The organism is Citrobacter sp. Cf125 (assembly GCF_030333935.1).
Taxonomy (GTDB): Bacteria; Pseudomonadota; Gammaproteobacteria; order Enterobacterales; family Enterobacteriaceae; genus Citrobacter; species Citrobacter freundii.
The window spans coordinates 72535-88083 of record NZ_JAOWEY010000025.1 but is presented as its reverse complement, the minus strand read 5'-3'; the positions used below and the strand labels follow the sequence as shown (position 1 = coordinate 88083).

General features: G+C 47.6%; 8 protein-coding genes. 5 read left to right on the top strand and 3 right to left on the bottom strand.

Translation table 11 applies throughout. The features are described from left to right. Nucleotides 1-4: 4 nt before the first annotated feature. Nucleotides 5-568 carry a DJ-1/PfpI family protein gene (locus OGV89_RS17135; RefSeq protein ID WP_003838695.1) on the bottom strand — a complete coding sequence of 188 codons (564 nt, stop codon included), beginning with the start codon at nt 566-568 and terminating at the stop codon, nt 5-7. A gap of 403 nt (nt 569-971) precedes the next feature. Between OGV89_RS17135 and OGV89_RS17130 the strand changes: the two genes are divergently transcribed. The 4 genes from OGV89_RS17130 (at nt 972) to OGV89_RS17115 (ending at nt 11240) form a co-directional block, all read left to right on the top strand. Further along, entirely contained in the window at nt 972-2084 is a 1113-nt protein-coding gene (locus OGV89_RS17130; protein WP_286559012.1) for an agmatine deiminase family protein, read from the top strand. A gap of 503 nt (nt 2085-2587) precedes the next feature. Further along, the gene (locus tag OGV89_RS17125) at nt 2588-4810 is read left to right on the top strand and encodes an EAL domain-containing protein (protein ID WP_286559010.1); all 2223 of its coding nucleotides are present in this window, start codon (nt 2588-2590) and stop codon (nt 4808-4810) included. Between the two features lie 538 nt (nt 4811-5348). Beyond that, nucleotides 5349-6905, top strand: coding sequence for a hypothetical protein (locus tag OGV89_RS17120; RefSeq protein ID WP_032937030.1), 1557 nt, complete (start codon nt 5349-5351; stop codon nt 6903-6905). Between the two features lie 6 nt (nt 6906-6911). After that, nucleotides 6912-11240 (top strand): AAA family ATPase, encoded by a 4329-nt coding sequence (locus tag OGV89_RS17115; RefSeq protein WP_048241478.1) that lies wholly within the window; start codon nt 6912-6914, stop codon nt 11238-11240. Between the two features lie 159 nt (nt 11241-11399). On the opposite strand, the gene OGV89_RS17110 is transcribed toward OGV89_RS17115, so the two are convergent. After that, nucleotides 11400-12788, bottom strand: a complete 1389-nt coding sequence (locus OGV89_RS17110) for an APC family permease (protein WP_003838705.1) — start codon at nt 12786-12788, stop codon at nt 11400-11402. Nucleotides 12789-13131: 343 nt separating this feature from the next. Then, entirely contained in the window at nt 13132-14550 is a 1419-nt protein-coding gene (locus OGV89_RS17105; protein WP_032937032.1) for a glutamine synthetase family protein, read from the bottom strand. Between the two features lie 212 nt (nt 14551-14762). On the opposite strand from OGV89_RS17105, the gene puuD reads away from it, so the two are divergent. Continuing rightward, nucleotides 14763-15527, top strand: coding sequence for a gamma-glutamyl-gamma-aminobutyrate hydrolase (gene puuD / locus OGV89_RS17100; protein WP_032937033.1), 765 nt, complete (start codon nt 14763-14765; stop codon nt 15525-15527). Nucleotides 15528-15549 lie beyond the last annotated feature (22 nt).

Genomic DNA, 15549 nt, shown 5'->3' with positions numbered 1-15549 from the left:
TCGCTTACTTCATTAATACTTCAACAAATTTAGCTAACCATTGCGGATGCGCGGGCCATGCTGGTGCCGTCACCAGATTGCCATCAACGTGGGCCTGATCAATGCCAATATCGGCATAATGTCCACCGCTCAGACGGACCTCAGGCGCACAGGCCGGATAAGCGCTACAGGTACGGTTTTCTAACACTCCCGCCGCCGCTAATAGTTGGGGCCCATGACAAACCGCAGCGATAGGCTTATCGGCAGTGTTGAAATCTTGCACCAGCTTAATGACATCAGGATTCAGTCGAAGATATTCCGGAGCACGCCCGCCGGGGATCAACAGTGCGTCGTAATCGGCGGCCCGCGCCTCGGCAAAATTCGCATTCAACGTAAAGCGATGTCCCGGCTTTTCACTGTATGTCTGCGCCCCATCAAAATCGTGAATGGCGGTTTGAACGTAGTCACCCTGACTTTTATCCGGACAGACGGCATCCACACGATGCCCAAGCATTTGCAAAGCCTGAAAAGGCACCATCGTTTCATAATCTTCGACATAATCTCCGACCAGCATCAGTATCTTCTTCATTCACATCCCCCACTCACGGTTATTAATGATGAGAAATAACGGCCATCTTTACTATAGTCCACACGGTTCATGGCATTAATAAATACAACAGAACAATCGGCCAGATCACAATCCGCGGCAAGGCCCGTCAGACGAGGCTTCAGAGCCTACGGCGTGACACATGTTCATGCTGATAAATATAAATTATATATAAATATATAGTTGATAAATTTTAATAGTAGTCAGCCTCACTCATAATATAAAAAGAAGAGATTGCAACGAATATCTCCTGTGCTATATTCCGCATGAAACTTACCCGCAATCAATCTATTTATTATTCAATATTTAAAATACGCAGAACATTAATTATCTATTATTATTTTATTCATCCAATATCAGATAAATATACGCAAAGGTTAATCCTATGATGACAAGACGTTCGTTCGTCTGGCAAGGTCTGGTGACTTCAACGAGTATGCTACTCGCCGGTATGACAGGCATCAGTTTTAGCCAATTTGCCCGCGCAACAGAGGACCGCCGCTGGCAAATGCCGGATGAAGGCGCACCGCATGCGGCAACCTGGATGGCGTTTGGTGCCAGTGCCGAGATCTGGGAGCCTCATCTGCTACCAGTGGTGCAGGAAAACCTGGCGCTAGTTGCTAAAACCATCGCCGCATTTGAACCCGTAAATATGTTGGTACGCGAAGAAGACAGCGAACTCGCCGCGCGTCTGTGCGGACCGTCGGTCAATCTTCTGGTTCACCCGATAGACGATCTGTGGATCCGCGACACCGGGCCGGTGTTTGTGAAAAGCGCCAGCGGCGCGCTCGGCGGTGTGGGATTTAATTTCAACGGCTGGGGCAATAAGCAAGAGCACGAACGTGATGCCGATATGGCTGAATTCGTTACTGATTACGTTCATGCCGAGTTCATCCGCTCGGCGCTGATTCTGGAAGGTGGCGGTATTGAGGTAGACGGCGAAGGCACGGCGATTATTACCGAGAGCTGCGTGCTTAACTCCAACCGTAATCCCGGCGTCAGCAAAGCCGAATGCGAAGAAGAACTTAAGCGACTGCTAGGTCTGGAGAAAATCATCTGGTTGCCGGGTATTGCCGGCAAGGATATTACCGACGGGCATACAGATTTTTATGCCAGGTTCACGCATCCGGGTACGGTGGTGACAGGTCTTGAGCAGGATCCGTCGTCCTTTGATTACGCGATCACCCGACGTCATCTGGACATATTACGAGCCGCCACGGATGCCAAAGGCCGACGGTTGAAGGTCGTCACGCTGGAAGGACCTTCTACCATCCGCCAGACTTATGCGAGTGATGATTTTGCCGCAGGGTATATCAATTTTTATCTGTGTAATGATGCCGTCATTGCACCACAATTTGGCGATAAGCGCACCGATCGTAATACCCATGCTATTTTGCAGGAGCTGTTTATCGATCGTGAAATTATACAACTGAATATTGATGGCATTGCAGCTGGCGGCGGCGGCATTCACTGCGCGACACAGCAGCAATCTCGTTAATGATTAACAATTGAGTGTATTGTGGGAAGGTGGGGAAACTCACTTTCCTGCCAATATCATAATAATTCCTTTAGAAGGATGCCTGCATAGGTTAATTTTTAATAAACAAAGTGCTCAATTAACATTTATGAAATAAACACCTTTAAAAAATAACATTTTAATAGATTTTATCGATCTTTCGTGGTATTTATGATCTGCCAAACCTATCGATAAAATCTATCAAAAGATTTATATTGATCGTTTTTATCGATCGTCTATTCTGTCTTAAATAATGGCTACTGACGGAATTTTTATTATCAGTACAGTCACAAAAATTGTTCTTCCCTGCGTTGTGAAACACACGGAAATTATCGAGGTTACCTTTAAAAAATTTACATAACATATTTTAGAATGGTTTTCAATTAGCGAAAACATCCAAAAATACACATTTCAAACCTCCAGTCTAACCTTTTTTAAGTAGATGACTTAAATCGAGAACGGTGATAACTCACTGAAAATTGCGAATGATGATATTGCTAAGAAAAACTGAAAATATAAATTTCATTAATACATTTAGAGGCTATTTTTGTGTAGGCATCGCGTTTTTTGCATTACAGCTGGTCGCTGGTCATCTCAGTAAGCAAGAGGATGTTGCGGGTATAACACTGCATTTTTACGATCTCACTTTACCTCTTATTTCTGCACTGCTGGTTTTATACCGGCAAAAGGCGCTGCCAATTTTGGGTGCCTTTTTCTTGTATGCCCTTTATTCTTACTCTTTATCTTCGGTATTCACGCTAACGGCACAGCTGCTGGCTGCTCTCATTAGCCAGACACTCTACTTTTTCTCGACAGGTAAACGAGGCGCGGTTAGCTTTGGTCGTAGCCAGCTTACAACCCTGCGTATTGTCTGGCTCGTGTGTTGCAACGCCTTACTATTCATCTCGATTGATTACTGGCTCCAGTCGAACACTGCCTCAGCACCGATCACAAACCTTTTTACACTACAAACACTAATTAACTTACAGTGGTTGATGAACTCTTGCCTGACTGGCATCCCTTTTTGTTATCTGTTGCTTAGAAGCGTTCAAAACCCTGCATGGTGCATTTTATACATCAAACAAGTGAAGACGCTGATAAAATCCGGCCCTCCTATTCTGTATCAAGTATTATGGCTGGTGCTGTTACTCTGCATTATGTCCGCTTTGATCGTCATCAGAGAAGATATTCTTATATTTACAGACTATTCATTACTGTGGTTACTTCCAGTAATGCTGTGGGGAGTGATCTGCATTGGCCATGCTTTTATATCCCCTGTATGGGTAACAATGCTCATCCTGTTGGGATATTATATAAACAGTTATATTTCGCCGGATAACTATAATAATTATTTACATAGTCTCGTGATTTCCTCCACGATAGTGTTTGTCTTTTCTCTTACGATTGTTGTTACCGGTGTACTTGTGGTCCGTAACCGAAAATATCTCCGCCGCCTCAAACAACTTTTTAGATCAGAGCCTAATACCGGACTGCCTAACTTTCAGGCCCTGCAAATGGACATCCGTAAACACGCAACAGAGTGCTTGTGTTACATCCGTTGTACAGAGTTGAATACGCTGGAGCAAACTCATGGAATAGAATTCCGTTTTGAATTTGTAAAAGCGCTAAGCGCATATGTACGTAAATTGATTAAGGATACAGGTAACATTTATTACGCACCAGGTCATGGAATAATTCTTCGCCTTAATACTGTCCCTGACATTCCTACTCTTTACAAAGACCTAAACTCTTTTCGTTTTATCTGGAAGGATTACCAATTGGGACTATCTTGTGGTGTGGCATATACCACCGAGAAAAACCTGATTAAAAATTTATCACAAGCAATTAAACATCTTAATACCCAAAGCTACATCTCGTTAATGCAGGGACAACCGTTGTTACTCAGCCCGCAGGTGCCAGGTGATAAAATTGTCAGTCAGGCTGTCATTCGTCATATGTTGCAAAAAGCAATTGACAGAAAATCGTTTGAGCTTATGGCTCAACCCATCGTATCAACGATGCTGGTTGTTCAGCCTATCGTTTCAACTACGGGACTGACACGTTATCACGAGATACTTATTCGGATAAAAATGGTTGATGGTAAGTTAATCTTTCCAGACACCATCCTACCGGTTGCTCGCGAGGCAGGATTACTTCCTGCACTGGATATCACTGTTATTGAGCAAACATTTCGTTTTATACAGTCACGGCAGAAATCTGACCCGAACAGTCATTTCTCCATTAATCTGACACCTGACTCGCTTAATAAAATTGATTTTCTTGATAATGTTTTCACATTGTTTAGAAAATATTCCATCGCACCTAAACGTATAATTTTTGAAGTCATTGAATCAGATATCATTGACAACGCTAATGTCACTGATGTTCTGAGAGCATTACGTAAAGCCGGTTCTAAAATTGCTATTGATGATTTTGGCACAGGGGCGTCAAGCTATTCACGACTCAGAACATTAGACGCAGATATTCTGAAAATTGATGGCTCCTTCATCCGTAATATACTGACCGATGAATTTAGTCGATGCGCCGTCAGATCCTTCTGCGAAGTAGCAAAACTCAAAAACATGGAAGTAGTAGCTGAGTTTGTTGAAAATGAGGAAATTGAAAAGATGCTAATTAACATGGGTATTGGTTGGTTACAGGGATACCATATAGGGAAACCCGTTCCTATTGAGTTGGCTGAATTATAATAATAATTATATTCCTACATTGTTCCACTTACCGGCTCCCGTGCCGGTTTTTTTATTCCCTTAACTAAAACTGCATATTAATTAAGCAAAACACCATACAACTTAACGTCATAACATCGTGTTGTTGCTACCTATCAGTCTACAGATATTGCCATACAGCCATGAGTTGTAGAGCCTCCCCCCTCCTAAAAATAAGGGTTTTTTTAGAGAATCTTTGAAATTTATATGGAGATTAACGCTCCTCCATATGGAGGTTTTGTATTGTGCAAAAAAAACGGCGAGAAGGATTTTCCTGCATGATAGGCTGGTTTAGCCTTAAAAACATGGCATTTCCCCGAAATTAATCCCTAATGAGAAACTGACCAAGAAGCTTTAAATCGGGTGGCAACCTGAAGATTTTGGCTACCTCAGTCATAGAGTTCATAATCAATATTAGTGATCGCTGCGCTAGTCTGCATTTAGCATTACGGCTAATATCATTTGCGTCAATTATCATAGTCATTTGATGATATATCACACAGCAGATTTAACGGTAAAAATGATGACACAACAAAATAATAATCTCGCTCAGAATATTAACGATGATGAATTTTCCTCCATCACACAGGTAGAATTGCAAGTTGTAGAGGAGATTAATGCTCCCGAGCAGACCGCATCCATTATTAGCTCTTTCGTAACCTCCTGCCAGGCTCGCGGCGATCAGCCATTGGGGCAATGGTTGGATGATGAATTTCGTAAATATCCACAGATCTGGAAAAACGAAGAAGAGTTACTAAACACTCGTCGGCAGATAATACGGTCTACGGAAGCCTTTAATCAGTCTCGCGACTCATTACAGCAGCATATGGATAAAGGTCGTAGCCGTGCCTCCTGGTTGGCTGGCGAGATAGAAAAAAATGCAGCAGTTTCCGGTTCGGTACACGTAGGCCAATACGCCAGCCTTATCGATAGCGCCTTGGTAGACGCTAACGAAAATGCGCGCAAAACAATCACCACGCTGGCCGGGAATATCAACCAAAACCCCAATCTAGATGGTCTTGTTGCGGAACAGCATCACGTCGATACATTTAATATCGATGCAACCACCAAAGGCAGTCCGTATCGTGCACGGGTTGTTGGTTCACAGGAGCTAAACTCCGTTGATATTGAGATTGTTGACGGCAACGGCAATGTGGTCTGCAAATATCAGTCGAAATATGGTGCTGACTCAAACGCCACAAATACACAGCTCAATCGGGGCGACTATAACGATCAACAAGCGCTAGTTCCCGAGGGGCAAGGCGCAGATGTGGTCAACAGCACAGAGGTTATTGAAGCTGACGGAGTGTCTTCTCAGCCACTTTCTAAAGAGAAAGCAAAAGAATTACAGAAAAAAGCTCAACAAGATGCCGAAGCACGTCAGTACGACTGGAATGACACTAATCGTATTGATATTGCCAAGCAAATTGGTAAACAGGCTGTGCTCGGTGCCTGTATTGCGGTGGGTATGCAGGGAACCAGAATCCTTGCAAGGCGTGCCTGGAATCGCCTGAACGGTCGTGAAAATCCATCCACTAGTGAAGACCTCAACGATTTTTTCGAAAGCTCGCTGCGTACCGGTACGCAAACAGCTATACAGGTTGCTGTTTCCGGAGCGGTCGTAGTCGCTGTCAAGAACGGCTTTCTTGGCGCAGCCTTACGCAGTACACCTGCGGGCCTAATTACCAATATCGTCTGCGTGGGCATACAGAATGCAAAGGTACTTTATAAACTGGGCAAAGGTGAACTGACTGGAGAGGAAGCGCTCGATGCCATCGGTAACACCACTATAACCACGACAATGGCTATTGCTGGTGCAACGGAGGGGGCCACGTTGGGCGCAGCGATTGGTACCGTATTTGGTCCAGTCGGTACAGCCGTTGGAGGGTTTGTTGGCGGTGTCGCAGGTGGTATAGCGGGTGGGCAAATTGGTGAAATCGTCTATAACGCGGGCAAGGTTGTTGCCAAAACAGCTGCCAAAGTCATTGCCAGTGTTACTGAAAATACGAGTCATGTCATTAAGTCCTTTAGCCGGGGTATCAGTAACTTTGCCTCAAACCTTTTCTCATTCTGGTAAATACTGATGAATCTGCTCGAACTTAAGACCAAGATAAAATCCCATATCCTCGCTGGATATCCAGGGCTTTACATCCACTCCGGCGAAGAAAGCCGAGTCGATACGCTATTGCAGGAAATAAGTACAGAACTGACACTGTCTCCCAAAGAGTGGAACCTTGGATATGGCTGGGTTGATTTCCATAACAAGCAGCCTCGGAACACGCAGAGTCAGGCCACCGAACTAGCAGAAAGTTTACCTTCGCTGCTCGATGACGATTTGGACGGAAAACTCCTCATCATTAAAGATGCCCGCAGTGCACTGGAAAACCAGCCACTCGCCGTTGCACGGTTAAAGCAATTGCTCAACCGCATTCAGCGCCACCACCGGAGCAAAACGGCTGTAGTACTTGTTTCAGAAACTTTGCACATCCCAGTACAAATCGAGTCGCAAATCACCTTGCTCCCCCTGTCACTGCCCCAGGGTGAGGAAATTAACCAGCAGCTCAGCAGTTTTTGCCAGATGCTTGATCTGTTTGTCCCGGAAAATATGCATCAGCGTCTGCATACTGCGTGTTGCGGACTGAACCAGGAAGAGATCCGATCAGTATTAGCACTAGTTCGTCAACAGCATGAACAAATTAATGACGAGGCGTTGGCTCTTATCCAGCATGGGAAAGAGCAGATTATCGCAAAAAGTGGCGTGCTTGAGATGCTGCACGTAATCGAAAATGCAACTGACATCGGCGGTCTTGAGAACCTTAAAACCTGGCTCACTCGCCGCGCCCAGATTTTCCGCCGCCTGAGTGAAGCTCGCGATTCACGCGTACAGGCGCCTAAAGGTGTACTTATCGCCGGTATGCCCGGTTGTGGGAAGTCTCTTGCAGCCAAAGCAGCGTCCGGTTTATTCCAGTTGCCACTCCTACGTCTTGATATCGGCTCATTATTGGGTAAGTACGTCGGAGAAAGTGAACATAATATGCGTCGGGCGCTAACAATGGCAGAATCAATTAGCCCCTGTATTTTGTGGATCGACGAACTGGAAAAAGCCTTTGTCGGCATGAACAGTGGCAGTGGTTCGGAGGTTTCCTCACGACTTTTCGGCTATTTTTTGACCTGGATGCAAGAAAAAACCGGTGCGGTATTTGTCATTGCCACTGCTAACAATATTACCGTGCTCCCTCCAGAGTTGCTGCGTAAAGGACGGTTCGATGAGGTGTTTTACGTCGGATTCCCCAACGGCGTAGAGCGAGCAGCTATTCTGGACATCCATCTGAAAGGTGAGTCGCTTGAACTGACCCAGAATGAACGCAATAAGCTGGTAACACAGTGCCGTGATTATGCAGGTGCAGATATTCAGAATGCTATCAACGAAGCTCGAGAAATAGCATTCCTTGAAAACCGCCAGTTGGAGCTGAAAGATCTGGAAGCTGCTATCCAGCTTACAGTTCCGTTACGTGAGACCCTGCGTGAACAGGTTGCCCAATACGAAGAGTTGTTTGAGAAACTCAAGCTCAAACCAGCTTCCACCAGCGATGGTCTTAGCGTAGCGCAGATGATTCAGATGGCGGATAGTGCAAACTCGTTGCGCCGCGCAGAGGTCGCTAATAGCGAAGATTGTCCGGATGATTTACTGGAAAAACTGGCGGCAGATGCAGACCTGAACGTACGCAAAGCAGTATATCGTAACCCGAACTGTCCTGAGCAGGTACTCACCCAACGTATTAACATTGTTAATGACCAGCCTGAGTTTGACATCGATCTTTTACATCTGGCCTGTATACATGCAAATGCACCGCATGATCTGATGGCAACACAATTCGAACGGCTTCAGCTCACTATTCAACATCGACTCCAGCTCGCCAGCAACAGCACAGATAGTACATTGCTTCAACATTTAATGCGTGATCCAGAATTAGACGTTTGCGAGATGCTGATTACCAATAAAAATCTCAGTAAATTAATGCAATTACAACTTGCGAAGGATTCCAGGGTCTCTATTCGCCGACGTTTGGCGCGCAATAGCAATCTTCACCCTGAGGCGCAGGAAATACTGGCAAGGGACCGCGATTTTACCGTGCGTGAAGATCTAGCAGATCTTGATGGGCTTAGCGAAAAGGTACAACAGATCCTGACGCTGGACAGCGATCAGGACGTGCGTGAAACACTGGCTAAACGCCGCCGTGAAGGATTACTCGCGGAAGCTGTACAACTAGAGTTAGCAAAAGATGAATGTACGGAAGTTAGGGAGTCATTAGCGTCTAACCCCAACCTGACTGCAACCGCACAGATACGGCTGACTCAGGATACGCGTGTCTCGGTTCGTCGCAAGCTTGCCGAACACCCTAATCTGTCCAATCCCGCATTAAACTCTTTGCTCAAGGACACAGATGAAGTTCTTAGAGAACTCGCCGGTAGCAAACACTTTGATAGCGCCCTGTTGCAAAACAATTTGAGCCAGCATCCGTCAGAAAAAATTCGTATTGCCCTTGCCAGCAATTACGCTCTTCACCCTGAGGTTCAGGAACAACTGACCAAAGACAGCTGCACAGAAGTACGTGAGACATTAGCTGGCAATGCTAACATTGCGGACGACACGATCTGTACCTTAATGGATGATAGCGATGATGATGTTCGTGCACGCCTGGTACACTGGCGCAATTCGCTGCCAGAGAAAGCTATACATCATCTCGCGATGGATCAAAACCATCAGGTTCGAAAATCGTTGGCTTACACTGAAAATCTACCGAGTGAAGTACAGCAGCGACTAGCCAATGATATCTACGATGTTCAAAAAGAGCTGGCAAGTAACGCCACTATAAGTGCATTAACTCAACAGCAATTACTGGATAACGGTAACCAGGAAGTGCATTACGCGTTAGCAGGTAATCGCAACCTGACGGGTCCAATCATGGCGCAGCTCGCTGAAATGCATGATAGCGAAATCCGTGTTCAACTGGCCAGGAACAATGCCCTTACCGCTCCAATCATTGGTAAATTAATAAAGGATGAAGAGGAAGTACAACTGGCGCTTGCACTAAATCAGCATCTCAATGAAGAGTACTATACGCAGCTTTACGACACGGGCTCAGCTGCGATACGCGAGAATCTAGCGGGCAACCCACAAATCGGCGAACCGTTAATGGAACGCATCTATAAAACAGAATTGGCGGTAAACAATCTGGCCACGGCGATGGAAAGCGTACAGTCGATTTTAGCCAGCATGAGGGCAAACTCAGGTTTACCATCAACGAAGAATGTGACAAAAATCGCGCTAGCGCTGGCTGGTAATTCCGCGCTATCGGAAACCCTACAGAATAAAATCCTGAATCTGGAGAACTGCAGCGTAGAGATACTCGAAGCGTTAGCCAGTAACCCGGCGTTGAGTAGGGATGGGCAAGAAGAGTTGGTTACGCACAAAGAGGCCAATGTGCGTCAGAAACTGGCGGCCAACCAAAATACGAATACTAAGATTCTCCACGAGCTGCTCCTTGATGATGAAGACAAGGTTCGCATCGCCCTGTTACGTGATTGGTGGACAGATCGCGAGATCGAATGGCAACTGGCGAACGATAAATCGGTCAAAGTACGCTGCGCAGTTGCGGCCTCACAAAGCCCAGGAAAAGCAGTTCAGGTGAAATTGGCAAACGATAGAGACCAAAGAGTACGTGCCCACCTGATACCAGAGGAGGAAAACTATCTCTTTACACTGAATCCTCTAACACAAACCCTTCTTGCCAGAGATAGCGATCTGTCAATTCGCCAGAAAATGGCCTCTTATCCTAAACTGCATCCGTCGGCACAACTCATACTGGTAGAAGATGATGCCATCTGTGTTAGGGAAGCACTGGCTAGAGGTTCGGAAGGACTCTTCAATTCGCCACTGAGTGAAGAAGTGCAGCATCGGTTGATAAAAGATAACGATCTCAGAATAAGGCTCGCATTGGCGAAAAATAAAAGGTTAACGCCAGAGGTCCAGATATTGTTAGCAAAGGATATAGATAACAGCGTTAAAAGAAAGTTGATTGAAGAATCAGATCGCATGAATCCGCTCTCTCTTCTGGTGCAAGAGCAACTGGCAAATGATCCTGATGTCACGATTCGAAGCGATTTGGCTCGGTGCCTGTTTAGTGGGCTCCTTGCTCCACGAAGCAGCCAGAAAATCCGACTGAGACTTGCTAACGATCCAAATGAAGCGGTTCGCGATATTATCATTAAGATGGGGTTATTTGAATTAACCTATTCAAGTGAACAATATAACGATGCCGTTCTGGACGGTTTGTTGGTAAGGGCAACCCACGAGCAAATGGAATTGATCAATCGCATCAGGGAAAAAAATCGACTTGCGGTTCAGTAAACAACACCGCTAAGCAGGTATGCCACGACTTTCCACCGTGGCATACCGTTTTCATTTGACTAGCCGAAAGCTACGGCCGACTTTCACATCCGATGGTGTAAATCTGGCCACTGCTAAATATTAATCGTCATTACCAGATCTCTGCCGATTCCGTTTCCATCACTCCCATGCGCGCTCAGATTTCGCGGCGTCAAACTGCGGAGGCGGTTTACGAAAGCGTCCGGTCAGGTACGCGAGATACACCAGCCCAACGCCGGCCCATACCAGTCCCAGCGTCAGCGATGTCACTTCCAGATTCACCCACAGTACGGCTACCGTGGCGGCACCGACCATTGGCAATACCAGATAGTGCAACTTTTCCTGCCAGGTATGCTTACGTCCTTCACGACGCCAGAAGTGGTTAAACACGGACAGATTAACGAAGGTAAAGGCCACCAGCGCGCCAAAGTTAATCAGCGCCGTGGCGGTCACCAGATCAAAAAACAGGGCCGACAGCGCCACAATCCCGACCATGATGACGTTCAACGCGGGAGTACGCCATTTGGGATGGACATAACCAAAGTATTTCTCCGGGAAGACGTTATCGCGGCCCATCACGTACAGCAGGCGCGAAACGCTGGCATGCGACGCCAGACCTGACGCCAGCGTATTCACAAAGGTGGTGCACAGAAAAATAGACTGGAACAACTTGCCGCCGACGTACAGCGCAATCTCCGGCAGCGCCGCATCCGGGTCTTTGAATCTGCTAATGTCCGGAAAGAACAGTTGCATAAAGAACGAGGCGGCAATGAAGATCAGTCCACCGTACAGCGCGGTAAGAAAAATGGCTTTTGGAATGGTGCGCGCAGCATCTGGCGTCTCTTCAGAGAGGGTCGTTACCGCGTCAAAACCGAGAAACGAGAAGCAGACAATGGTCGCCCCGGTGATAATCGGAATCAAATGCGCATTCTGACTGATAAACGGTTGCAACGACCAGACGGTCCCGACCCCTTCGCCTTTGTGCAGCCCCTGCACCACGAGGAAAATAAACACCACGATAATCGCCACCTGCACCAGGACAAACAGGGCATTGAAGTTCGCCACCAGGTTAACGCTTTTCAAATTGGCCGCGGTAAGGATCGCCACAAACAGCACTACCCAAATCCATGGCGCAACCCCCGGGAATAGCGCGGAAAGGTAAATTTTCGCCAATAGTACGTTAATCATCGGCAGGAAAAGGTAGTCAAGCAGTGAAGACCAGCCGACCATAAACCCCACATGCGGATTAATCGCTTTTTGCGCATAGGTATAGGCCGAACCGGCCTGCGGAAACTGGCGCACCAGCTTTCCGTAACTGATGGCGGTAAACAGTACGCCCGCCAGGGCCAGCAGGTAGGAGGCTGGAACATGGCCATTGCTGATACCCGAAACAATGCCAAAGGTGTCAAACACTGTCATCGGCGTGAGATAGGCCAGCCCCATCACCACTACCTGCCACAGCTTGAGAGATTTACGCAGCTGTGCTTTGCCCGGCTGGGCTGCAAGATCCACAGAAGAATTAGTCGACATAGCTTTCCTCCCCGCGACGAGCCCAGATCTGCGTTCGAAATGTGGGAACAGCAGACCTGGGTCGTATCGGGGTAGAAAGCCATAAGAAAGGCGTCAATGTTGCACGGCACAGATGCGGCCCGTACTTACTGCGGGAGCCATGGATGCTCACGCGGGGCTGGTTTTTAAACATTGGCATCATCACATTTCCTCGTCACAAACTCTGTCGGTTATCTGAAGACCCGTTGTCGCCCGCGCTCCATTACGCGACATCCGGGAAATGGCAGGTATTCCTGCAATTTTGACGGGCTGGCTCCGCTCAGCCCGCATGATGCGACTTCTTTTTAAATGACCTGTACGACTGTCAGGCGTTTTTCAACATCCACTCAATTTCAGTGTCGGTGATAAGACGTTCAAACTGGATTAATTCATCGTTTTTACAGGCGTGATACACGTGGCTAAAACGCTCACCCAATAATTCACGCAGACTGTCGTTTTGCATAAACTCCCACAGCGCATCGCTCTGGCGGATAGGAAACGGTAGCCCTTCCTGCTCCAGTCCGTTGCCTTCCACCTCTTCCTGCAGCGGCAGATCGTTATCCAGACCGTGAAGGATCCCCGCCAGGATGGTCGACATCACCAGATACGGGTTGGCATCCGCCCCTGCCACGCGATATTCAACCCGATGGTTATCACGATCGCCGCAGGGAATACGCAGCGCCACCGTACGGTTGTTATGCCCCCAGGAAGCCTGAGTCGGCACATACATACCCGGCTGGAAGCGGCGATAGGAGTTCACATTCGGCGCCAGCAGCGCCATTGATGCGGGCATCAGATCAATCATCCCGGCAAGCGCACGCTTAAGTAACATGGAATCATCGCCATTCGCATCGGCCAGCACGTTCTCGCCTTTGTTATTCATGACGCTGATGTGGATATGCATCCCGCTACCGGCATGCTCCTCATAAGGCTTTGCCATAAACGTGGCATGCATCTTATGTTTCTCCGCCACCAGCCGTACCAGACGTTTCAACGCCAGCGCGTCATCGCAGGCGTCGAGCACGTTATCGGTATGGTAGAGGTTGATTTCAAACTGCCCAGGGGAGGCTTCAGCCACTGCGCCGTCAGCCGGGATCAGCTGTAAACGGGCCAGTTCATCGATATCGTTTAACACATCAGCAAAATGGTTCAGGTTATCAACCGAGTAAACCTGACTTTGGGTATTGCGATCGTCCGTACCCGGCGCGCACGGCGGCTGCAGATAACCTTCGGGATCGCGCTTACGATCGAGTAAATAGAACTCCAGCTCTACCGCTACGACGGGGAACAGACCGCGCTGGCGAAGTTTCTGCCAGAGTCGGTTCAGTACGTTCCGCGGCTCAACGTCAAAGGGAGCGCCATCTTCATCCAGCATCGTCAGCATCATCTGTGCAATAAATTCAGGATCGGCGGCCGAAGGGGTTAACGTGCCTGCCACCGGTACACAAGTCCGATCCGGTTCGCCAAGCTCCTGGCCTAATCCCGCCTCTTCGACCACATTGCCAAGAATATCCATCGCGAAAACAGATGCCGGGAAATAGCAACCTTTCTCTAACTTATGCAATCCAGCAACCGGGAGGCGCTTACCGCGAAAACAACCATTAAGGTCGGTTAACAGCACATCCACATACTGCGTATTAGGATAGCGTTCCAGATACTGCTTAACTTCGCGCGCAAACGCGCTACTTCGTCTCTCTTCAGAATGCTGAACAAAATTCTCAACTTCTACGATATTGGTTTCCATGATTCACCGCCGTTGGCCTGGTAAGCTGCTCTGTGATTTGACTGTTAAATATAATGTCCACCATTCGACTCTGGATGCAAACAAATTGTTTGTCAAATGTTAAATTAAGTTTGCTAGAAGGTTATTCCGCTGCTAGATTGAGAAAATAATGAACGGAATTGCACAACAAGGAACCGTTTGGCAATAATTTATTCCAAAACGTGAGGTCGATCATGGGCAATATATTTGACAAGCCAGTTATTGGTGTAGTGATGTGTAGGAACAGGCTTAAGGGTCATGAGACCCAGACTCTGCAAGAAAAGTACCTGAATGCGGTATTAAATGCCGGTGGATTACCGATAGCGCTGCCCCATGCGCTCGCGGAACCCGAATTGCTGAACGCGCTGTTACCGAAACTGGATGGTATCTTCCTGCCAGGAAGCCCAAGCAATGTGCAGCCGCACCTCTATGGTGAAAATGGCGATGAGTCTGACGCCGATCCCGGGCGTGATCTTCTGAGCATGGCGCTAATTACCGCCGGGCTCGAAAGGCGCATTCCCATTTTCGCCATCTGCCGGGGCTTACAGGAAATAGTTGTCGCCACTGGCGGGACTCTGTATCGTCGCCTGTGCGATCACTCACAGTTCCTGGAACATCGTGAAGATGCGGAACTCCCGGTGGAGCAGCAATATGCGCCATCTCATGAAGTCCAGGTTCAACAGGGAGGATTGCTATCTCAGTTAATACCAGGTTGCAGCACGTTTTGGGTTAACTCCTTGCATGGTCAGGGCGCAAAAACCCTTGGCCCGCAGCTGCGCGTGGAAGCACGCTCGCAGGATGGATTAGTGGAAGCGGCCAGCGTCCATGACCATCCTTTCGCGCTCGGCGTGCAGTGGCACCCGGAATGGAACAGTAGCGAATACGCCCTGTCGCGTTTGTTACTTGAAGGTTTTATCACCGCTTGTCAGAACCACCTCGCTGAAAAACAGCGACTCTGACCACTACAGTTAAGGAAATGCA

What these genes read in the sequence shown, in the direction of transcription:
- OGV89_RS17105 (WP_032937032.1), bottom strand. Translation starts at nt 14,550, where the DNA reads ATGGAAACCAATATCGTAGAAGTTGAGAATTTTGTTCAGCATTCTGAA.
- puuD (WP_032937033.1), top strand. Translation starts at nt 14,763, where the DNA reads ATGGGCAATATATTTGACAAGCCAGTTATTGGTGTAGTGATGTGTAGG.
- OGV89_RS17115 (WP_048241478.1), top strand. Translation starts at nt 6,912, where the DNA reads ATGAATCTGCTCGAACTTAAGACCAAGATAAAATCCCATATCCTCGCT.
- OGV89_RS17135 (WP_003838695.1), bottom strand. Translation starts at nt 568, where the DNA reads ATGAAGAAGATACTGATGCTGGTCGGAGATTATGTCGAAGATTATGAA.
- OGV89_RS17130 (WP_286559012.1), top strand. Translation starts at nt 972, where the DNA reads ATGATGACAAGACGTTCGTTCGTCTGGCAAGGTCTGGTGACTTCAACG.
- OGV89_RS17110 (WP_003838705.1), bottom strand. Translation starts at nt 12,788, where the DNA reads ATGTCGACTAATTCTTCTGTGGATCTTGCAGCCCAGCCGGGCAAAGCA.
- OGV89_RS17125 (WP_286559010.1), top strand. Translation starts at nt 2,588, where the DNA reads ATGATGATATTGCTAAGAAAAACTGAAAATATAAATTTCATTAATACA.
- OGV89_RS17120 (WP_032937030.1), top strand. Translation starts at nt 5,349, where the DNA reads ATGATGACACAACAAAATAATAATCTCGCTCAGAATATTAACGATGAT.